Source organism: Salegentibacter agarivorans (assembly GCF_900113135.1).
Taxonomy (GTDB): domain Bacteria; phylum Bacteroidota; class Bacteroidia; order Flavobacteriales; family Flavobacteriaceae; genus Salegentibacter; species Salegentibacter agarivorans.
The window spans coordinates 1-22030 of record NZ_FOOH01000039.1; the positions used below are offsets into that span (position 1 = coordinate 1).

The window sequence follows — 22030 nt, forward strand, 5'->3', positions numbered from 1 at the left end:
CCAGGTCTCGGTTTGTTCCCTTACCTGATTGAGATCTTCAAAGAGGTACTTATTGAGAACGCCTCTTCGATATGTTCCATTGAATCTCTCTATAAAAGCATTCTGGGTTGGTTTCCCGGGTTGAATATATTGAAAGTCGATCTCTTGCATCTGGCTCCATTCTGAAGCCATCTTAGCAACAAATTCAGGTCCATTATCCATTCTTATTTTTTGAGGTTTTCCCCTGCGATTAATCAAATGGTTCAATACCCAGACGACACGTTTGCTGGGCAGTGAAAAATCAATTTCTATATGCAATGCTTCCCGGTTGTAATCATCGATTACGGTTAAGCCACGGAAGCGCTTTTTATTTTCTAGAACATCGGTAACAAAGTCAATACTCCAGCTACGATTGGGAGCTATGGGAGCCTCCAGGGGTTCTTTAACCCTCGCAGGCAACCGCTTTTTTACTTTTCGTCGCAAACTTAAGCCAAGCTTTTTATAGACCCGGTACACCCGTTTATGGTTCCAGGGCTTGCCTTCACTCCTTAATCGATCGTAAGCCATCCAGAAGCCTTCTTCGCTATGTTCTTTAGCATCAATGAAAAAGCAGTAATCGAGTATCTTTAATATTCACCATAAAAACTAAAGATATGGAATCCCGAGTTACTGCCTTACCAAAGTTATTCATAGGAATTGACATCCACAAGAGGAGCTGGAAAATACACTGCAGCACCGATCTTTTTGCCGGTAAATCTTTTACTATGCCACCGGAGCCTGAGAAGTTACGGGAATATGTTCAAAAACATTTTCCGGACCACGAAGTCTCCACTGCCTATGAAGCGGGTTGTTGTGGTTATGCTGCTCATCGTAGTTTTGTAAATTTTGGCTGGAGATCCCTGGTGGTAAATCCGGCCGATATTCAACGAAAGGGAAAAGAACGATACACCAAAACCGATAGAATCGATGCCCAGCTCATTAGCAGAGAACTCAAAGACGGTCGTCTTGAGAGTATCATAGTTCCCGATATAGAACGGGAAGAACTCCGTAGCCTTTTCCGACGCCGTAATGAACTGGTTAAAGACTTCAGACGTGTCAAATCTGTAATTAAAATGCAGTTGCTCTATTATGGAGTCAAAGTTCCTCCTGAGTTTGATAATGATCACTGGAGCCACGATTTTCGTCATTGGGTAGATAGCCAAAAGTTTGTTTTTGGTACTGCAAGGGAATGTATGGCCAGTAAGTTGCGTAATTTTCGTTTTATTGATAAGGAACTTCGAGATGTATCGAGCCAGTTAAGAGCTTATTGCCGTAAACATTTTAAGCAGGATTTCTATCTACTAAGGAGCATTCCTGGTATTGGAGGAATTGTAGCAGTTGGAATCATCGCTGAACTGGGTGATCTAAGGCGATTTAGCAGCTTAAAACATTTGGCAGGTTATGTTGGTTTGGCTCCCAGCATATATCAAAGTGGAGTTAATTCAAAATCAATGGGGATGAACCCCAGGTGTCACAGACTAATCCGATCATATTTTGTGGAAGCTGCATGGCAGGCAATTAGAACAGATCCTGTAATGCAGGCTTATTATCGCCAGCACCTGGGCAAAGACGTCAAAAAAATAATAGTAAAAGTGGCTCACAAATTACTGAGCCGAACTTTAGCAGTGATTAAAACTAAAACTCCTTATGAAATTGGAGTGATATCATAATCTATAACTCATGACCAAGCTCAAAATATTAAAAGTCTATACCACAAAACAATATAGGTGGCCATTTCAGGATCACATTTTTTAGCTAGTGGATAGACTTAATTAACCAATCATAATGATGCTGGTGGCACTCATTAGAAGTGACCACATATAGGATGCGGAGCGGGTTATTTTGCATTGAATTCTAACTGAAACAAAGCTTCAATCAGAATTAAACGCGTTAAAATATATATAGGAATGAAATAAGAAAAATTAAAATATTAAATTTGAGAGAGCAGGTTATTGCTTTTCATAGGAGCTTTTTGTTGTAAGGCCGCTTCGATAGCAGTATCGTCCTTTGGAATTGGCCGGTAATAAAAAACGCTTTTGCTCATATTTAAAACACGGCACGCCCTGCTAATACCGTAATGCGTAAGTTCTTTGGCAATGGTTCTTTTACGGCAGGGCTTTAAAGCTTTTTTTCAATGATTTCTTTGGCCATTTGATGATCCAGGGATAGATTGGCATACATCTGCTTCAGCCTTCTGTTTTCCTCCTCGAGGTCCTTCAGGCGCTTCAGCTCTTTGCCGTTCATCCCGCCATAACGTTCCCGCCACTTATAGAATGCAGCTGTACTAATACCATATTCACGGCTGATCTCTGCGGCCGTTTTTCCGTTATCAAACTCCTTTAAAATCTTTGCGATTTGCTGTGGTGTATATCTACTCTTCTTCATAATTACTGTTTAAAGTTATAAAATATATTATACTTTTAAACAGTTCGTTTTTAAGGGAAGCTTACATTAATACCAAATATGGTCGTAATTATCATTTTGATTTCCGATTGGGAGTAAATACGTATAAGAATTAAAGGCTAACTGATTAGAATTCCAAGAATGCGAATAAATTAGAAGCTACCCATAGTTTCTATATATCCTTTAGTATGATTTGCATTCTATCAAGATACTTTTTTATTTGTCGCGGGTTGCAGGCAGCATGTCCGAGTATGAGCCCATTTGTCTTTTCCTCTCCTGAATAATGACTACTTAGAGCTCCAGTTTTAATATTTGACTTAGCCAAAACTTTTTCCAGAAGTGTATCAGGGATCTTGTTTAAAGATTTTGCTATCAAGTGTAAGCCTACGGGATCATGGGTTTGCAATTCAAAATTACCCTTAAAACGTTTGTAGAATTCTTCAATAAATATCTCTTTTCGTTCATCTTTGGCTTGGATTAAATTTCTTAAATGAAGACTCAGGAAATCTTTCTCAATGAAAGAGTTCATTCCCTTCTGCGTTGCTACCGATAGGAATCGGCTGGAATGTGTATGTAAAATGGATAAAGCTTTTATTAGATAAGGTGGGACAATCATATATCCTAATCGCATAGAAGGATGAGTAACCTTGTTAAAATTGCCTAAATAAATCACTCGCTGTTGCTTATCCAGGCTGTAAAGGGATGCAATAGGATCTTTCCAATTGCTAAATTCTTGATCATAATCATCTTCAATTATAATTGATCCTTTTTTGGAAGCCCACTTTAAGAGCTCAACTCTTCTTGAAATTGCCATTTTTACTCCGGTGGGATATTGATTGGAAGGGGAGGTATAAATTAATTTTGGTTTTTCCTTCAAATCCTTTGGTATTTTTATACCTTCCTTATCTACACCCGTAGTAATTAACTTTGCGTCCAAACTTTTAAATAGCTGACTTGCCTTAGGAAATGTTGGGTTTTCTATAAGGATTTCATCCCGAGGATTAATTAAAATATTAGTAGCAAGATAAAGAGAGTGAACCGTTCCAGACGTAATTAATATTTGCTCATACGAACAGTCTATGTTTCTATGAACTTTCAAGTAATTTGTTAAATTTTTTCTTAAAGCTAAATCTCCTTTTGGGTGAGAATATAACAAGTCGGATGGTTTGACACCTTTCCAATAATCACCTATTAATTTACTCCAAACATGAATGGGGAAAATTTCCACTGGAGGCATTCCAGGCTTAAAGGCAATATTTTTTGAGGTTTTTTGGATATTTGAAGTCCCATTTCTTAAAAAAGATATAGCTCGGTTAGAAATCTCAGGATGCTCGCCTTCCTTCCTTTGAAGTTCAAAGCTTAAATTCAGCTTTTTTTCCTTTGGAGATCGGACATAATAACCCGAACCTTTTATTGAGTCAACAAAATTTTCAAGAGTAAGAATTTCATATGCCTTTATTACGGTACTTCGGGATATTCCTAGATCCTTTGCTAAAATTCTTGTAGGTGGAAGCTTGGATTCCGGAGGTAAAGATCTCTTTAAAATAGCAGTTTTTAAAGATTTATAAAGGTTATAATAAAGTAAGTCATTTTTATTTAGATCGAAACCGTGAAATTTTAAAATACTTCGAAAATTATAATTCAAAATTGGTATGCTGTTAAATTCAAGATTGGTCTGGTAAACTTAAAATAAATCAATTTAATTTCCCTTCTTAAATTAACATAAAATTATGCGCAATTTTTTATTTCTAAAAAAACCTGTGTTTATCCTTCTCAGTTCAATATTCTTTCTAGGTTGTTCTGGCATATCTTCGGTTCCTTTTGAAACGCCAGTTGATACAAAGGATAAGACTATCCAATATCAGAGTAAGAAAACCTACGAAATATCTGATTTAGATGTCTATGCGAGTAATAAATTTCCCGGTGCGCGCTTGAATGGAATAGAAAAGCTTAATGATAGCACAGTTAAGGTGATAATTCATCCAGAAAATAAACCTATAAATCCTAGTCCTTACTATGCTTTTGAATTATGGTCTACAAATTCAAAAGAAATTTACGTGGCATTTCAATATCCTGAAAAGGTCAAACATCGATATCGTCCTAAAATACGAGAGGAGAATAATGAGTGGAGACAAATTGATACCAACCAATTTTATAGAATCGATTCTTTATTTACAGTAAAGGTTTCTTTAGATCAAAAACCAAAAATATTGGCTGCTCAGGAATTAGCTAATTCCAAAGATGTTAAGGATTGGTACACGAACTTAGGGAATATGAATAAGTATGTTCATATTAAAAAATATGGCAGCTCCAAGTTAGGTAGAGATTTAAATTTACTGGATATATATAAGGGAGAAAAAGAATCAAAACCTATTTTGGTTTTGCTTACAAGACAGCATCCCCCGGAAATAACAGGATATCTTGCCTATCAATCTTTTCTAGAAACAATTCTTAAAGAAAATGAAATTACTGAAAGGTTTCTTGATGAATATCGAGTTCTGGCTTTTCCTTTACTAAATCCGGATGGGGTAGATCTGGGACATTGGAGACATAATGCCGGTGGGGTAGATTTAAACCGGGATTGGTCGAAATATAATCAACCTGAGATTCGTAAAACTGTAAAATATATTGACGAACAGGTAAAGAAATATAACACAACTGTGGATCTTGCTATAGATTTTCATTCGACATATGAAGATGTTTTTTACACAAACAAGCAACGAAAAGGGACTCAACTTCCAAATTTTATTAAGAATTGGTTTGATGCTTTAGAAAAAGAAATACCAGAGTACGTTGTGAATGAAGCTGCAGGTAATAGTAAGAAGCCTGTTTCCAAAGGTTGGTTCCTTAAAAAATACAATTCTGTTGGGATAACATATGAGATTGGGGATCAAACCTCTAGAGATCGGATTGATGAAATCGGTCGCATATCAGCTTTAGAAATGATGAAATTACTAACCGATTAATACCTATACTAATGCTAAAGAAAAATTTAATTATTTTAATACTGTCTGTTTTAGCCTGGAATTCGGCAATTGCACAGGAAGAGGTAACTGGAGTTGTGCGTGATGCACAAGGACCTTTACCTGGGGCTAATGTGTCGATCAAAGGTACTGATACTGGTAGTATGACCGATATGGAAGGTAATTACTCCATAACGGTTGAAGATGAGAATGCTATTTTGATTTTTAGTTTTATTGGTTATGATGCTAAAGAGATTAAAGTAAATGGTAGATCTCAAATCGATGTAACTTTGGACTCAAGTCAAGAATCTCTTCAGGAGGTTGTTGTAACTGCCCAGGGGATAAAAAAGTCTCAAAAAGCTCTTGGTTACGCAATTTCCAAGGTTGGTAGTGAAGAAATAGAACGGCGTCCTGAGGCTGACCTAGCTCGAACGCTTCAAGGAAAAGTAGCTGGGGTTACTATTACACCCGCAAACGGTCAAACCGGTTCTAATTCCCCTATACGGATTCGTGGAAATATTTCTTTGACTGGATCCAATGCACCTTTAATTATTGTAAATAACGTACCGTTTAATGGTTTATTACGTGATATTGATCCCAATAATATAGAACAGATAAACATTCTAAAAGGCTTTAATGCTTCGGTACTTTATGGAAGTGAAGGTAGAAATGGGGTTATTTTAATTCAAACCAAAAGCGGATCCGCTAGTGTAGGGGAGGAACAAACTTCAATAAGTTATTCTACAACGGTGTATACTAATATTGTTTCTCAGTTACCGGAATTCCAAAACAACTACTCCAACGGTGGAGAGGGTGAATTTTCCGGTACATTTTTATCTAACTGGGGACCTGCTTTTTCAGAACTTGGCGAAGTTCCCCATCCCTATTCTCCATTAGGGGATATATTTCCTGAATATGAAGGACTGAGTATTCCAATTGAAGCTAAGCCGAATAATGTTAAAAATATCTTTCGAAGTGGAATAGGAACTACCCATTCGCTTAATTTTTCTTCTTCAAAGGAGAAAGTAGCTTTTAATCTTTCGGCGGGATATACGGATGAGAAAGGTATTATAGCAAACAATGACCTTAAAAGATTTAATCTTAGTATTGGAGGAAATGCGCAAATTACAGAAAAATTGAATATTTCTGCAACACTGAATTATTCTAATAGGAAGGTTAACTTGGTCAATGATGAAGATATTTTTAATTTGGTTTTTTATCTTCCAAGGTGGATTGATTTGACAGAACTGCCTTATGAAGATCCCGCCACAGGTGAATCTGTTTATTACAGGAATGATACTAATCCTCTGTGGATTCTTAATAATAGCGGGAACCGTATTGAAGTTCCTCGTACTTTTGGAACTTTTTCTACTGATTATCAATTAAACGATAATATTAATTTGACTTATCGTGTAGGTTTAGATCATGAAAATCCATCTCAGTTTGACTATTCTAATAAAGGTGGGTTTGATAATAATAGTTACAAATATGGATATTTAGATCTTTCCTCGGGAAAAGAAACTGTTGTAGATCAAACCTTTTTGGCTTCATTTAATTATGACTTAACGGAGGCGCTTAATATGGAAGCACAAATTGGAGCGAACTCTAAACTTACGCAATATGAGATAAGTGAATCCTTTTCCGATAACCAGATTGTTTATGATTTCTTTAGACCGAGTAATTTTGATGCAACTCAAGCTGCATATACTACCCGAGAAGAAAATTTAGCAGGCGTTTTTGGTCAATTTCAATTTGCTTTTAAAAATTATCTTTACGCTACTCTATCGGGTAGAAATGATTGGGGAAGTACTGTGGAAAGTGATTATCAATCACTTTTTTACCCCGGTGCCTCGCTCTCATTTATCCCTACTTCAGCCTTCGATTTTGGAGGCCCAATCATTAATTATTTAAAATTAAGGGGTGCCTACGCAACCTCTTCCGGCTATCCCGGCGCCTATAGGACGAGAGGGACTCTCGTAACGGACCCTAGACGTTTTGCAGCAAGCGATGGATCATTTCCTATCACGAATCGGTTTAGTACCCGATTTGCTAATCCAAATTTGAAGCCTGAATTGCATAAGGAATTCGAAATAGGAATTGAAACCAATCTGTTTAGGAATCGTGTGACTTTAGAAGCATCGTTATATAAAAGAATTTCTGAAGATCAAATAGTAGGTGCGCCATTGGCGGGATCATCAGGTTTCGATAGACAATTTATAAACTTAGGGCGGATCGATAACGAAGGTGTGGAAGTAGATCTGGGAATTGATATTTTTGAAACGGATTATTTTAGTTGGAATTTCCGAAATATTTTTACCGCCGACGAATCTCTAGTGGTAAAAACAACCCCTACAGGAGCTGATATTAATATTACTGAAGACCGATTTGCTGTAGAAGGAAGGCCTTTTGGAGTTATTAAGGGAGATTATGCTTTGAGGGATGATGAAGGGAATTTATTAATTAGCGGAAATGGATCCGGCACCCGTGTTGGAGAAGTTATTTCAAGTAGTAATATAGGTTTAGCAGACAGAGTAATAGGAGACCCCAATCCTGATTGGCGTCTTACAAATATTAATCGAATAGCTTTTAAAGATTTTAATTTCTCTGTACAATGGGAATATCGTCACGGTGGAGAAATCCATTCTAGTGCTGTACGCAATATGCTTCAAAGAGGGGTCACCAGAGATACTGAGGATAGAGATCATGCTTTTGTAATTCCTGGCTATCTCGCAGATGATGATACGGGAGAATTATTACTTGATCCGAATGGGGATAAAATTCGAAATACGATTCAAATGAATTCTGGAAGGCTGGGGTACTCAAATTATTACACCTCTAATGATTTGGCAACCTGGGATACATCAATTTTAAGACTTCGAGAAATTTCTGTGGGGTATAGTTTACGTCAATCAAAATTTAAAAATATTCCATTCGAACGAATTGACATTACCCTTTCTGGACGAAACTTATGGTATCGCGCTCCTAACTTTCCGAAATATGTAAACTATGATCCTGAAAATGACGGCCTGGAGGGAGATAGTACAATTCCATCAACAAGAAGAATTGCCTTAGGTGTATCTGTAAATTTCTAAAAAATAAATTATGAAAAGAGTATATCGATATATTAGTCTTTGCCTATTAATAATTATGGGTGCTAGTAGTTGTGAAGTTACTGATTTTGACCATCAGGAAAATCCAAATTTTCTCACTCCTGAGGGGGCGGATCCCACTTATTTATTAAATGAAATGCAGTATCTCTTTCAGCACTATATGAGTTGGATGATCTTGAATACCGATGATGTTATGCGTTATGAAGGAATGACGGACAGGTATGGAGATGTAGTTTCTTCTAATATAATGGATGGTAGTACAAGTTCAGAATGGGATACGTATTATGAGGCGTTGAATAATGCAAGGACAATTCAGGAATTAGCCACGGAAGACTCTAACTATCTGTTTCATAGCGCTATGAGTCGTGTATTGATGGGGTATCTTACGGTAACTATGGTTGATTATGTGGGTGAGATACCATATTCAGAAGCGGTTGAGACTTCTGAATTTCCAGATCCTAACGTGGATGAAGGAGAGGAACTATATAAATTTGTTCTTGCTGAAATTGAGAAAGCCAAGTCGGAATTTGAAAATGCACCTCGAGCAGTTACTTCGGATCTTTTTTATGGTGGTGATAGGGATAAATGGATTTCTATGGCCAACAGTTTACGCTTAAGAATGCTTGTGCAGTCTCGATTGGCAATTGATGAGTTAGATATAAGTGATTTACAGGGTGAGATTAATTCCTTATTATCTGGTGAACTTATTGATTCTAATTCAGAAGACTTTCAATTTAGTTATAGTAATGCGATACAACCCGAAAGTAGACACCCCTATTTTCAAAGGGCTTATGTCAGCGGGTTTTCTCAATATATGGGAAACTACTTTTTGAACCAACTTTTAAACGATAAAAGTGTTCGTGATCCAAGAACACGTTTTTATATTTACAGACAATCGGATGTAGATCCTTTTAGTGGCCCACCTTACTTGCCCTGTCAGGATGATCCTCTAGTTGATTTTTGCTATCTAGGTGATCATTATTGGGGTTATGATCATGGTGAAAATCGTACAGGTAGAGGAGATAATTTACTGAGATCGGTATATGGAATTTATCCTGGAGGAGGTACTTTTGATCAAAACCAATTTATTGCGGCTCCTAATACTACCAATAATTTAGGGGGAGCAGGAATTCTACCAATTCTCACTAATTCCTATTTAAAATTTTTAACTGCAGAATCTGCTCTTATACTTGGAACTACGGGGGATCCAGCTGTTTTATTAGAAGAAGCCGTTCGGGCTTCTCTTAATAAGGTTGTTAATTTTGGGAATATTAGTTCAGAATATACCCCTGAATCTGAAGACATAGATACTTATGTGGAAGATGTTTTAACCAGATATAGTTCGGCATCTTCAAATCAGGAAAAATTAGATGTTATTATGAAAGAGTATTACCTAGCAGCTTTTGGAAATTCTATAGAGGCTTATAATGCTTATCGAAGAACAGGATTACCATCAGATTTACAGGTTCCAATTGATGATGATGACCCTAACTTCCCTAGAAGCTTCCCGTATTCCGAATTAGAGACTCAACGAAACGCTTCTCTTACGCAAAAACAAATTTCCGAAAAAGTATTTTGGGACACCAATCCTGATGGTTTCATTAAATAAATAAAACATTATGAGAAATTATTTTATACTGATTATAGTAATTTTAACTATAACGGGCTGTTCTCCACAAAAGGACTCCCTTATTGAAATAGCTGATTATGGTGGATTTATCTCATTTGAAGAGATGCCGGCAACCAGTTTTAATATTTTAAGCCTAGATTCTGAAACATTGGAAGGGACCTTATATGATCCCAATGAAAATGCGGTAAGTTATAGACTAAAAGCTAAAGTAGGGGATAATGAGGCGATAGTAATGGAAGTTAATTCATTTCCTCAAGATGTTCAACTGAATGTGGGGGAAATTCTAGATGCTTTAGAAATTGATCAAGATCGTTTAGATTTAGGAACTAATATAGCTTTGATTGGGGAGGTGACAACCGAAGATGGGACAGTATACACGGGTTTAGCGCCAGATTTTAATAACGATAATGTAAATGAAGGTGGGGATACCACTAATAGGGCAAAAGATTATTTTCCCGCCCAGGCAATGGAATTTTACATCAATTTCTTTCAACCTCCAGGATTAAAAATTCGAGGCACTTCCTTTGAAGAGGTATCTGTTTCTAATAATGAGCAGACCTATGAGAAGTCGGGAGATCCAAATGAAGATGAAGACCTTGTGAATGGTGCTCAACCCCCATTTGTAAATTATGAAGCTCAGGGAGATTCAGGGGATGATGAAATTGGCTTTAATAGTAAATACTTTGCAGTAACAGATATTAGTAGTAGTAGCCTTGGATTTTCAGCTGAAAGAATTGGGGTGTATTCTCTAATGGAAGATTATGATGCCTATCCAGATGGCACCAAAGGATTTCATATGGAAGATGTGGACGGTATGATTCAGATAACATTTGATACTGTCGATATTCCTGATGATGTTAATAAATCAGGAATATCATTTGAAGTATTTTTCGGAAACACGAGTTGGGAATCGAAAGATGGAATGTATGCTTATGTAAACATTACTACTGACTCTGGAAATGAAGTTATCGAAATGGTTAATTTATTTGATGATGATGTAGAAGCAATTGCAGGACAGTGGTACAAGTTTGATACAGGCTTTTTGACCAATGTACGCTCATACCAGCTGGTGATAGAGGGGTATAATGGAGCTACTCCTGAATCGATAGATATCGACAACGTTGTTGTTTATGAACCTGAGTAATAGTTTATTCATGAAGTGTATTTAATAAGTTGGATTAGTCATTAGAGGTTGTTTTTAGCGAATTTAACAACCTCTTTTTTATGATTGGTGTGGGTCTAGGAGCCTTGTATTTCTTGCTTAAAGAAATAATTCCTAAACGAGCTTTACCAACTTTGGGTCGGAGTTTTTAAGATTAATAAATCATTATAGTACAGGAATTCTAAACTTTTGTTATGAAAATAAAACAAACGCCGATTCATTACAGATTAATACTGGTTTTAGGCTTTTTTCTAACGATACCACTATTGAGTGGTTGTTCAACCCAGAGTGATTCTAATACCTCTGGTCAAGATATAGAACCACCGTCTTCTCCGGTAAATTTGGTTTCGAAGAATACGACTTTAACTTCTACCGATTTGCAATGGTCTGAAGCTACAGATAATGTAGGTATTCTTACTTATCTAGTTTTTAAAAATAATGAAAACTTAGCAGCTACCACTTCTACAGAGCGAGCTATAACAGGCTTAAGGCCGAATACCAACTATACATTTAAAGTCAAGGCTAAAGATAAGGCCGGTAATACTTCAGAATTTAGTAATGAAGTATCGGTTACAACTTTATCAGTTGAAGCAGAACTACTACATGCTTCAGGAAACTTAGAAAGTTATATAGGGAATTTGATAGATAGCGCTCCAGGGGCTTCGGGAAACGATTATAGAGTACCTACTGCCGTTGAACTTAATACCTGGGATTTGGTTATCGACGCAATTTTAAACGGAGATATAGAATTTGCCGTTGAGAAAGCTGCAGAGATCAACTATAAGATAACTGAATTTACCGATACTGGTTTAGATTCACAGCAGGGTTTTTATATACTGGAAGATAATAGCCTGGAATCTAATTTTTGGGGAACCTATGTATTTAGCAAAACACCGGAGAGAGGCCAGCTTGTGATCCAAGCTCCTCATATTAAGTATGATCTTAACACCGGAAAACAGGCTGTATATTCCTTTAGAAATAATTTAGCCCGAGCTTTATTTATAAGTGGAACTCATAGATGTAATCACCGAGAAGAATCCTCGTGTTCAGGAAGTACAACAACATGTAGTAGTGAAGGCGAGTCCTATAGAATTTCCGATATGGCACACAATGTGAAGTCAGCCTTTCAGCTAGCCACCGAAAATTTATTTGAAAATATTCCCAATTCAGTTTTTGTACAACTCCACGGTTTTGGTAAAAAATCTGAAGATCCTTATGTGATAATGAGTAATGGAACCCGGGACACTCCAGAGGAAGATTTTGTAGTGGAAATAAGGGATGCCCTTTTGATTGAAGACAGTAGTCTTAGTTTTAAGATTGCACACATAGATACTGATTGGTCAAGGCTCAATGGATTTACAAATACTCAAGGTCGTTTTATAAATAATTCTTCAGACCCCTGTGCGGTCTCAGCTACATCCACTTCGGGAAGATTCATTCACATAGAACAAGAAAAGTCGAAGCTTAGAGAAGGTTCTGCTCAATGGGAAAAAATCAGTAATGCCTTAAAAGAAGTATTCTAAAAAAATATTGATGAATTTTGAGAAAAGCCTAGGTTGCAATGTAGATTAATAGAACTTCTTTTATTTTCTTTTGGTTATATTTAATAGCCTGAAGCCTTAGTAATTATGGAAAAATTTATTCTTGAATCTGGAAAAGCACTGGCTAGGTTAAGAACCGTAATAAATGATTTCATCGAGGATAAAATAGAGGGAAATGTCACCAACGTGATTCTTTTTATCCTTGCCTTTTTTGTTGTATTTGTAACTAGCTTCAGTTTAATCTTCGGGATCCAAACCTTAATTTATGGTTATGTCTATTTTCTGATCATTTTTTTAATCCTGGCGATAATTTTGATCTGGCTGGCCATATTCTATGAGTCAGATAAACACCTGGAGACCGATCGGCATAATTTTAAGGTGCAACCCATTGATAAATACCGGATAAGGTTTGAATACATCAATATTGATAAAGATTCAAAAGAACAGTTCTTTAGATTGCTTAAAGGCCGAAAGGTTCAGGAGAAGATCAATTTCACCGTTGGGAATAAAAGCGGGGATTCTGCAAACCATCGAATTCTCTTTGTCTTATTCGACGAGCTTTTAGTTGGTGGAATTCAAGATTTCTCCGGAGAAAGGAAACGTGACTTTTTCCAGCTGCTGATGAATTCCTTTTTAATGAACAACGAACCGCTTAAAGAAAACACTTTAAAAACCAGTTTTTCCGCCTGGAAAAATGATCAGGAAAAAATTAATTCCCGAAACCAGCGAAAATTCATTCGGCAAATGCTAAATAAAGAATAATTATAGCATAATTCCCTTTTTATTTGAATTATCCTATTGATTTATAGGTATTTACTTTCCTAAGTTTGTCCTGTACAAAAATGTAAAAGGCCTTTTACTCATTTCTAATTTTAACCATATAGTTATGAATGAGCAGGAACAAGTAGTGGGTTTACTGGAAGATATTAAAGTCCTTCTTTCCCACACTAAAAAAGTAATGAACGTGGAAGACCTGGCACAATATACCGGACTCTCCAAAAGTAAGATCTACAAGCTTACCCATTTAAAGCTTATCCCGATGGGCAACAACCCGAACATCCGCCAGAAGTTTTTTGATAAGGAGAAGATCGATGCCTGGCTCCTGGGAGAACCGGACCTCTCCGATGCCTTCCTGGAGGATCAGTTCAACAGGAACCTGATAAAGAACCGGAAGTAGGCTTTTGCTTTTTACTCATCCATTAAAAATGTTATGATGAAAAAGACAGCCTATATCCGTGTGGGTACCAGTTACTATAAGATAGTAGCGATGCCTACTATTGCCGGGAACTTCAACGAATTGTTGAGCCCCTGGAATATCGAGACCTTGCGACAGGACCACGGGAAAGGTTTTGTTGGCAGTATAAAAAAATATGAAGGCTTTACCTGTATTCCAAGCCATAGGGATTTTAAACAGGTGCATCACGGGTTTTATAATACCTATGCGCCATTATCCTATTCCCCAAAACCAGGCGGCATAGATCATTCCCTGCAATTCCTAAAACACATCTTCGCCGACCAATACGAATTAGGCCGTGATTACCTGCAACTCTTGTATACAAAGCCGATCCAGATGCTGCCTATTCTATGCCTGGTATCCAAAGAACGAGTTACCGGAAAGACGACTTTTTTGAAATGGCTGAAGGCTATTTTTGAAAGTAACCTGACCTACCTGACCAATGATAGCTTCAGCAGCCAGTTTAATGCAGACTGGACGAACAAACTGCTTATCTGCATTGATGAAGTGCTTTTCAACAGGGAGGAGCTTACCGAACGTATCAAATACCTGAGCACCACCGATTTTAATAAACTGGAGGCGAAAGGAAAGGACAAGCGGGAAATGGAATTCTTCGGGAAGTTTATCCTGTGTAGCAATAACGAAGATAATTTTATTAAGATCGATAGCGAAGAAACCCGTTTTTGGGTTTTAAAAGTTCCTACCCTAAAAAATGAAGCAACTCATTTTCTGGAACACCTGAAGACGGAAATACCAGCCTTTATAAATTACCTGCAGCAGCGGGAATTAGCTACAACTCATAAAACCCGTATGTGGTTTAGTCCGGAGCAGCTACGAACTGATGCCCTGGAGAACCTGATGCAAAATAACCGGAACCGGGTGGAAAAGGAACTGGCCAGTGTGATGCTGGATGCCATGGAGACCTTTGAGCTGGAGGAAGTAGCTATTTGTCTCATCGATGCCTTGCAGATATTAAATCGCACCCGGGTTAAAACTGACTTAACCCAATTGCGGAAGATATTAAAGAAGGACTGGAATTTAAGTAACCAGGATAATTCGCTAAAATACCAAAAGATAATTATGTGGCAGGAAGGGGGATTGGGTATGATCGACGCTAAAGGCCGGTATTATACCGTTAAAAAATCCTTTCTACTACAGCAGTTCCAGGAAGATCTTAACTGATGAATTGATGAAAGACTGATGAAGCCCGGGAGGCCAGTGACTTAAAGGCTTTCCGTCCCATCAACTTTAATTTTGAAAAGGAACAAAGAAACAATCACCGGGATTTATACCTTTTATTATTTCTTTTTTTTTGATGAATGATGACAGATATTAAATAAGACCAGTGATAGCAAGGGTTTAACCCCCGCATCGTTTTGTCATCGTTTTGTCATCAAAATTAAAACGATGCCGAGATTTGAATCTATATGAAAGCAGTTGACGTAAAATGAAAAAAAATGGAAAAAACAGCAACATCTAAAAGCTGGGAAAAAGCCCGTAATGTTTACATCGTAAAAACGCTTGCAAAATTAGGGCACTTTCCCAGTAAAACAACGGAAAAAGAAGCCTGGTTTCTGAGTCCCCTGCGGTCAGAAACACACGCCTCTTTCAGCGTTTCTTTAAGAAAGAACCTGTGGTATGATTTCGGAATAGGAAAAGGGGGGAATGTTATCGACCTTGTTATGCTTATAAAGTCGTTTTCCAACAGGGAGTCTTTGGAATTTTTGGAAACAGGTACGATCGCTACTTTTCGTGCGCCTATAAAGAAGCCGGTGGTAAAACAAGGGATTAAGGTTTTGAAGGTGGAAACTTTAAAACACCCATCCTTGATCAGTTATCTGGAGTCCCGGAAGATTCCTGTTGAAATTGCTAGGATATACTGCGCCCAGGTATGGTACCAGTATAAGAACCGGCAGTTTTATGCCATAGGTCTTAGGAATAATAAGGGAGGCTGGGAACTTCGCAATAAATACTTTAAAAACTCCAGTAGTCCGAAGACCTATACTTTTATTCAAAATGGTTCGAGACAGTTAATTGTAACGGAAGGGATGTTTGATTTTTTATCCCTGGCTACTATGGAGGAAGTTTTGGTGAATTCTTCGGATGCTATCGTTCTAAATTCCCTGGCATTTGTGGATCGTATCAAAGGGTTACTACCGAAATATGAGCGGGTGTTACTGTACCTGGATAATGACCCTGCAGGTAAAAAAGCGACTGCTTCGCTTTTACAGCTTTATGGGCATATCATGGATCGTAGTAATTTCTATAGCGGGTATGGAGATCTCAATGAAAAACTGATCAATGAGGGAAGTTTTAGAAAAGGAGAGAATTAAAAAATTGATGAGTTAGCAAAAAGTAAATGCCTATCGGAAATTTTCAGTTGAAAAGGCAAAGCAAAGCAAGATGTGTCATTGTAATGACAATCTTGCTTTGCGCCCGGGGGTTGCAAAGATTTTAAAAGGGAAAAGATGAAAAGGGAATATATCCAGGTGCGTTGTTCGATCTACGAGAAGAAGCTGCTCCAGAGAAGGGCTGCCAGGGCAGGAATTTCACTTTCAGAGTATATCCGTGCGACTGCCTTTGATAAGAATATCGTGGAACGACTCACTCCTACACAATTGGAGACTTACCAGATGCTGGTACAATACAAGAACAACTTTAGCCGAATCGGTAATATGTTTAGAAAGCGGGATCCAAAACTGGCCAGGGAGGTGGAAGACCTGGCGAAAGAAATCAGGGAACATTTAAAAAACTTTAAAAAATGATAGGGAAAGGACATGCTATTTCCAGGACCAGGGCTTCCATAGCCTATGGCTGGAACCAGGAGAAAGAGGCAGAAATTGTGCTAAGGGAACATGTGGCCGGGGATACTCCGGCCGAGATTGCGGAAGAGTTCCGGATTATCCAGTCGCAAAATGAACGATGTACCAATAATACCTTAAGCTTTATCGTTAGCCCGAACATTGAGGACGGGAAGGACCTCAGTAAAATGGACCTGGAAGAGGTCGCTAAAAAGTTTTTAAAGGAGATGAACCTGCAGGACCATCAGTCTATTGGTTTTGTTCACCGGGATAAGGCGCATACCCACGTTCATATCTATACCAACAGGATCGGCTTTGATGGTAAGACGTACAATGACCGGTTTATCGGGAAACGAAGCCAGCTCGCCGCTGATAATGTAGCTAGGGAATTAGGCTTTAAAAGGGTTCGGGAAGTACAGCAGGAAAAGCTTCAGGAGTTAAAGGGCCTGAGACAGGAAATCAAGCGGATCAATGACCGGGTCCTTCAGTCAAGGCCAAAATCCCTGGATGAGTATATAAGTAAAATGAAGGCTCAGAAGGTGGAGGTGATTCCCACGATAAACAAAGCGAATCAACTGCAGGGGTTCCGGATGGAATACAAGGGGGTGAACCTTAAGGCCAGTGAAGTGCACCGGTCGATGAGTGGTAACCGGTTAATCCCTGCTATCTCGCATAACCAGGGTTTTAAAAAGCTAACGCAGGCACCAAAGGAACTACAGGTCTTAAACAAGACGGTACAGCTAAGTGGTAACCTGTCTACCAAAATAACCAAGGAACTTTTAAAAAGGGCCTTAAAAGTAGTAAGGGATACGGGGATAGGATATGGATATTAAAACTTTAAGTTATGAAGAAACTAGATGAAATCATGGAACTGATGGCCGATGAGATGGCTGATTTTAAAACTGCGGTGCTGGAACTACAAAAGCTTTCGAAGCAATTGGTAACTATGAGTATTCCCATTAGCACCGATGCGTTGGAAAATAATCTAAGTATATTTCTTAAAAAGCAGGAAACAAAAAAGGAAATAACAGATGAAATTCTAAAGGAGATAGACAGGAAATTAAAACGCGCCAGGATCATACCCAATTACCTGCTGATCCTTTTCGGGATACTTGGAATTCTTGCATTCGGCCTGGTGGGATATTTTGGATATACCGCCAATGAAAAACTGGAGGAAAGCTTTTCGGTTTACGGGGCGATGATGGAAATGAAATCTCAGAATACCCAATACGAGGATTATTTTGCTGCACACCCGGAAAGCCATGAGGCATACTGCAAGTGGCTAGAGGATGGATACCAGGGTTTGTAATGACAAATGGCTTTGTCGTAAAATCCTGGATTTACGCAAATGCCCTGAAATCCTGGTATAACCCTTAAAATTTGCGGTAAAAAATTAGTTAAAAATAAAAGCAATTTTTTAGATCAGAGGATACTGAGTGGATATTCCAGTAAATGGGATCAAAGGCCCTGATAACATGTTGAATTTTACTGGTTTTGTAAAAAAGTAGATGGCGCCCCCCATGCTGTTTTTCTGTATGCGTAACTTCCCGTACACTATAAAGGCAGCATAGGGTCCTGCGCAAAGTTATGGTAGATATAGGTGGCAGGGAATTTAGTAAATAATCTTAATTCATAGAGTTAGGAAAAATTTCTGTGTGTTCTAAGTGTTGGGGTGATACGACGTAGATGCCATTAAGATATTTTATCTTACTACGACAGTTTACTTAATATTTTTATTTGACTTTCGCTGTTATTTAATGGGCTCACGAAGGGCTCAATTTTGTATTTCAATTAAAGGGAATGCAGGTTAACTGTAGTTATAGCAATAGATTCAATAAGTATTAAAGGGCTCAGTTATGTAGATAGAGGATAACTTTGACCTCATTATATTTACTCCCGATTTAATGATTCTGCTTTATCGAAAATAAGTAGCCCCCGCTGTTGTTTAGGCTAAAAGTCAGTGAGTGAAGGGTTCCCCTTATCTTTCGGTTTTACAAGCATCCTCGTTATTGAAATTAATCTACTATAAGTTTAATGCCTGCTTTCTCGACCTGGTATTGGGCAGTCAGTTTGTGATAAACCCAGTGTCTCAGTACAAATTGCTCTACTTTGTCGAGCCCTGGCAGGGAGTATGGCCCTGGCAAGCTCCAGGTATTTAAAAGAGCTTTATGAAGCCCATTTTATGGGAGAGTCCCGTAATTTTATTGAGCTACTGGATTATTGCCGCCAACATGCCATCACGGATGAAAAGCTAGAACAAGCAATAAAGCAGCTTAACGGCAGCCCGGTAAAGCAACTCACCACGGAAAAAATAAAAGCCCTCTTAGGAAACAAGCAGGATCATTTTGAACCCCTTAAATGGACCCAAACTACGGCGATGGCTAAATCACAACTTCAACAATTATCGACATTAATAAATTAAGAACATTATGGATAAAACGATCAACGAGCGTATTGTGAGCTACAGTAAAGAATTACGACTTCCCATATTTAGAAGGGATTTTATGGTGTTGGCAAAAGAGGCAGCCACCCAGCGTCTGGACTATGAAAACTTCCTTTTACAACTTATGGAACGCGAATATGAAGGACGCTTAGAGAACCGTAAGAAATCCCATATCCGGCAAGCGAACTTCCCCTCAAAAATGTATTTAAATGATTTAAAGCGGGATCAATTACCGCTCAGTGCCATGGAGAAACTTCCTTTACTGGAACGTCTTGATTTTATAGAATCCGGACAGAATATAGTATTGGCCGGAAATCCTGGTACCGGTAAAACCCATATCGCCATAGGTCTTGGCCTGAAAGCCTGTTTGCAGGGGTATAAAGTATTATTTACCACGGTACATAAACTATTAACCCAAATACGGGAATCGCACTCCCAGCGTAACTTAAAAGTAATAGAGGCACGCTTCGAGAAGTATGATCTGGTCATCTGTGATGAATTTGGCTACGTCTCCTTTGATAAGGAAGGATCCGAACTCCTGTTCAACCATCTCTCTTTACGAGCCGGACGTAAATCAACCATAATCACTACCAATCTCGGTTTTGAACGCTGGGAGGAGATCTTCGGTGACCCAGTATTAACAGCTGCCTTAGTAGATAGGTTAACCCATAAAGCACATCTTATAAATATGAACGGAGAATCTTACCGCTTAAAAGAAACCAAACAAATGATGAACAAATGAAAAACCCAAGAAATGGCACTCGGGCACCGCCGGTATCCCTGTTCCCTGGGGGTACCCCCAGGGAACAGGGATACCGTTGTTAATTAATTTAAAATGGTATACTTTTGAAATGAAATAGTGGTATACTTTTCAGTTGAAATAAACAGTCGATTCATATCTTGTCCAATTTGTTATCCTAATAGTTAGGTAGTAATTAATGGCGAGATATAAGATTGACTATTACCTTGATCATCATTTCTTTATCGCTTGGGTGGCTTTCAGCAATTAATAAGGACAATGCTACCAAAGCATTGTCCGGGATTACTTTATTCCCGGTTTGGGTGTATAGCATTTGATTCCGGTCTAGAAACCAGACAAATAAAAATGCGGCAATCCTTTTGTTTCCATCGGAAAACGAATGGTTCTTAACCACAAAATACAGCAGGTGAGCTGCTTTTTCTTCGGTTGTGGGATAGAGGTCCTCTCCTCCAAAGGTTTGATATATATTTTCTAGTGAACCCTTAAAGGAATCGTCCTTCTCCCGGCCAAAAAGTCCTTCGAATTTTGTTTGTCTTCCTAATTCATCTATTGCTTTTCGAGCTTCGCTGTAGGTGATTTGAAATACTTCTAGACTTCCTTCCTCAGGTACCTCCAGCCGCTGGTGGTCATAATCATCCAATAAATCCAGGGCACGAGAATACTGTGCAATAATTTTTATTAATCCCGCTGATTCATCAGTATTAAGATGGTTTTCAGAAATAACTTTTTCCTGCAAGCGAACTACGTTTTTTAGTTCTTCGAGCTGCCGGGTTTTTTCTCGAAGTATTTTTTCATTGATGGAATATCCCTGTAGTAAGAATTCCTTTAGAACTTTATTAGCCCATTGTCTAAATAGAATACCGCGTTTAGAGTTAACCCGATAACCTACAGATATTACTACATCTAAATTATAGTGCATTCTATCTCTGGCTACTTCTCTCTTTCCTTCCCGTTGAACCGTTCGGAATTTCCGAACAGTTGAATTATCATCTAACTCACCAGATGAGAATATGTGCTTAAGGTGTTCACTAATATTAGCCTTACTGGATTCAAATAATGCGATCATTTGAGCTTGTGTAAGCCAAACCGTTTCTTCTTCAAGCCTAACATCAATTTGAGTTTGCCCGGTCTCTGTTTTATAAATCAGTATTTGATCCTGCTGTGATTTCATGGATTTTCAAATATTAATAACCTCTTTTTATTTCAAAATGAAATATAAACATTTTAATTGTGGATCTTTTTAGGGGAAAGTAGCAGCTTCACGCAAAAAAATCTTTGAGAAAAAGGATTGGCTATTTTAGTATGCAGGAATGCTTAATTTCCTTTTTAGGTTTTCACTTAACTACATCCCTTTTCAAATAGAAAAAAAAATCTGATTTACCTGGATGTTTCAATCATAAAACTGCCTTGAGGCTCTCTTTAGTAATGAGCAAATAAGAAGAAATCCCAATTATTCAGTAAAAAACTAACTCAAGCCGTTGTATATGCAAAGCGCATATAGTGAGTATGATTTCGACCCCAGCCTTACTGATGTAAAAGTATCTTCATAATTTAATCCACTATAAGTTCAATACCAGCTTTATCGGCCTTGTATTTTTTTGTTATCAGTTCATAATAATTCCAGTTCCTTTCGGCCTTTAAACCTAAAAGGTTAATAGGGGAAGGCTTTGTTGTATATGCTGCGTGCATTTAGTGAGTGCGATTAGGGACCTCACCTTTCGGGTGTACAAGCACCCTCATAATTTAATCCACTATAAGTTCAATACCGGCTAAATCGGCTTTGTATTTTGTTTTTGTTATCAGTTCATAATAATTCCAGTTCCTTTCGGCCTTTAAACCTAAAAGGTTAATAGGGGAAGGCCCTGTTGTATATGCTGAGTGCATTTAGTGAGTGTTATTAATGACCTCACCTTTCGGGTGTACAAGCACCCTCATCATTCAATTTAATCCACGATAAGTTCAATA

18 protein-coding genes and 2 pseudogenes are annotated in these 22030 nt (G+C 38.0%); 15 read left to right on the forward strand and 5 right to left on the reverse strand.

Going from position 1 to position 22030, the window contains the following annotated elements:
• Positions 1-576 (reverse strand): annotated as a pseudogene (locus BM084_RS18260) (integrase core domain-containing protein); the annotation flags it as partial.
• Positions 577-632: 56 nt separating this feature from the next.
• On the opposite strand from BM084_RS18260, the gene BM084_RS18265 reads away from it, so the two are divergent.
• Entirely contained in the window at positions 633-1688 is a 1056-nt protein-coding gene (locus BM084_RS18265) for an IS110 family RNA-guided transposase (protein WP_093306491.1), read from the forward strand.
• Positions 1689-1984: 296 nt separating this feature from the next.
• Here the strand turns inward: BM084_RS18265 and BM084_RS18270 are convergent.
• Positions 1985-2403: pseudogene (locus BM084_RS18270) on the reverse strand (transposase); the annotation flags it as partial.
• Between the two features lie 190 nt (positions 2404-2593).
• Positions 2594-4066, reverse strand: coding sequence for a MocR-like pyridoxine biosynthesis transcription factor PdxR (pdxR, locus tag BM084_RS18275; RefSeq protein ID WP_093306493.1), 1473 nt, complete (start codon positions 4064-4066; stop codon positions 2594-2596).
• A gap of 85 nt (positions 4067-4151) precedes the next feature.
• On the opposite strand from pdxR, the gene BM084_RS18280 reads away from it, so the two are divergent.
• The 14 genes from BM084_RS18280 to istB all read left to right on the forward strand — a co-directional run bounded on the left by BM084_RS18280 (position 4152) and on the right by istB (position 20047).
• Positions 4152-5387, forward strand: coding sequence for a M14 family metallopeptidase (locus BM084_RS18280; protein WP_093306495.1), 1236 nt, complete (start codon positions 4152-4154; stop codon positions 5385-5387).
• Positions 5388-5398: 11 nt separating this feature from the next.
• On the forward strand, positions 5399-8476 hold the full coding sequence (locus BM084_RS18285) for a SusC/RagA family TonB-linked outer membrane protein (protein WP_093306498.1): 3078 nt from the start codon (positions 5399-5401) through the stop codon (positions 8474-8476).
• A 10-nt stretch (positions 8477-8486) separates the two neighbouring features.
• Positions 8487-10103, forward strand: coding sequence for a SusD/RagB family nutrient-binding outer membrane lipoprotein (locus BM084_RS18290; RefSeq protein ID WP_093306500.1), 1617 nt, complete (start codon positions 8487-8489; stop codon positions 10101-10103).
• 169 nt (positions 10104-10272) lie between these two features.
• Positions 10273-11268, forward strand: a complete 996-nt coding sequence (locus BM084_RS18295) for a hypothetical protein (protein ID WP_143083687.1) — start codon at positions 10273-10275, stop codon at positions 11266-11268.
• 212 nt (positions 11269-11480) lie between these two features.
• Positions 11481-12809 (forward strand): fibronectin type III domain-containing protein, encoded by a 1329-nt coding sequence (locus tag BM084_RS18300; RefSeq protein ID WP_143083688.1) that lies wholly within the window; start codon positions 11481-11483, stop codon positions 12807-12809.
• 105 nt (positions 12810-12914) lie between these two features.
• Positions 12915-13589 (forward strand): hypothetical protein, encoded by a 675-nt coding sequence (locus BM084_RS18305; protein WP_093306506.1) that lies wholly within the window; start codon positions 12915-12917, stop codon positions 13587-13589.
• A 124-nt stretch (positions 13590-13713) separates the two neighbouring features.
• A complete protein-coding gene (locus BM084_RS18310) occupies positions 13714-14004 on the forward strand; it encodes a helix-turn-helix transcriptional regulator (RefSeq protein ID WP_093306508.1) in 291 nt (96 codons plus the stop codon).
• 33 nt (positions 14005-14037) lie between these two features.
• Positions 14038-15243, forward strand: a complete 1206-nt coding sequence (locus tag BM084_RS18315) for a primase-helicase family protein (protein WP_245764405.1) — start codon at positions 14038-14040, stop codon at positions 15241-15243.
• Between the two features lie 275 nt (positions 15244-15518).
• Positions 15519-16394 carry a toprim domain-containing protein gene (locus tag BM084_RS18320; RefSeq protein WP_093306512.1) on the forward strand — a complete coding sequence of 292 codons (876 nt, stop codon included), beginning with the start codon at positions 15519-15521 and terminating at the stop codon, positions 16392-16394.
• Positions 16395-16529: 135 nt separating this feature from the next.
• Entirely contained in the window at positions 16530-16826 is a 297-nt protein-coding gene (gene mbpA / locus BM084_RS18325; protein ID WP_093306514.1) for a mobilization protein MbpA, read from the forward strand.
• Positions 16823-17695: a relaxase/mobilization nuclease domain-containing protein gene (locus tag BM084_RS18330; RefSeq protein ID WP_093306516.1), complete on the forward strand. Its 873-nt coding sequence runs from the start codon at positions 16823-16825 to the stop codon at positions 17693-17695. Before mbpA ends, BM084_RS18330 begins: the two co-directional genes overlap by 4 nt.
• 11 nt (positions 17696-17706) lie before the next feature.
• On the forward strand, positions 17707-18171 hold the full coding sequence (locus BM084_RS18335) for a DUF6730 family protein (protein WP_093306518.1): 465 nt from the start codon (positions 17707-17709) through the stop codon (positions 18169-18171).
• Positions 18172-18993: 822 nt separating this feature from the next.
• Positions 18994-19284 carry a hypothetical protein gene (locus tag BM084_RS18340; protein ID WP_093306520.1) on the forward strand — a complete coding sequence of 97 codons (291 nt, stop codon included), beginning with the start codon at positions 18994-18996 and terminating at the stop codon, positions 19282-19284.
• Positions 19285-19318: 34 nt separating this feature from the next.
• Positions 19319-20047 carry an IS21-like element helper ATPase IstB gene (gene istB, locus BM084_RS18345; RefSeq protein ID WP_245764406.1) on the forward strand — a complete coding sequence of 243 codons (729 nt, stop codon included), beginning with the start codon at positions 19319-19321 and terminating at the stop codon, positions 20045-20047.
• A 193-nt stretch (positions 20048-20240) separates the two neighbouring features.
• Here the strand turns inward: istB and rhuM are convergent, their stop codons facing one another.
• Together rhuM and BM084_RS19240 are read right to left on the reverse strand one after the other, a co-directional pair.
• Positions 20241-21236, reverse strand: coding sequence for a virulence RhuM family protein/type II toxin-antitoxin system death-on-curing family toxin (gene rhuM, locus BM084_RS18350; RefSeq protein WP_093306524.1), 996 nt, complete (start codon positions 21234-21236; stop codon positions 20241-20243).
• A gap of 572 nt (positions 21237-21808) precedes the next feature.
• Complete coding sequence (locus BM084_RS19240; RefSeq protein WP_177195733.1) at positions 21809-21949, reverse strand: hypothetical protein; 141 nt, start codon at positions 21947-21949, stop codon at positions 21809-21811.
• Positions 21950-22030 lie beyond the last annotated feature (81 nt).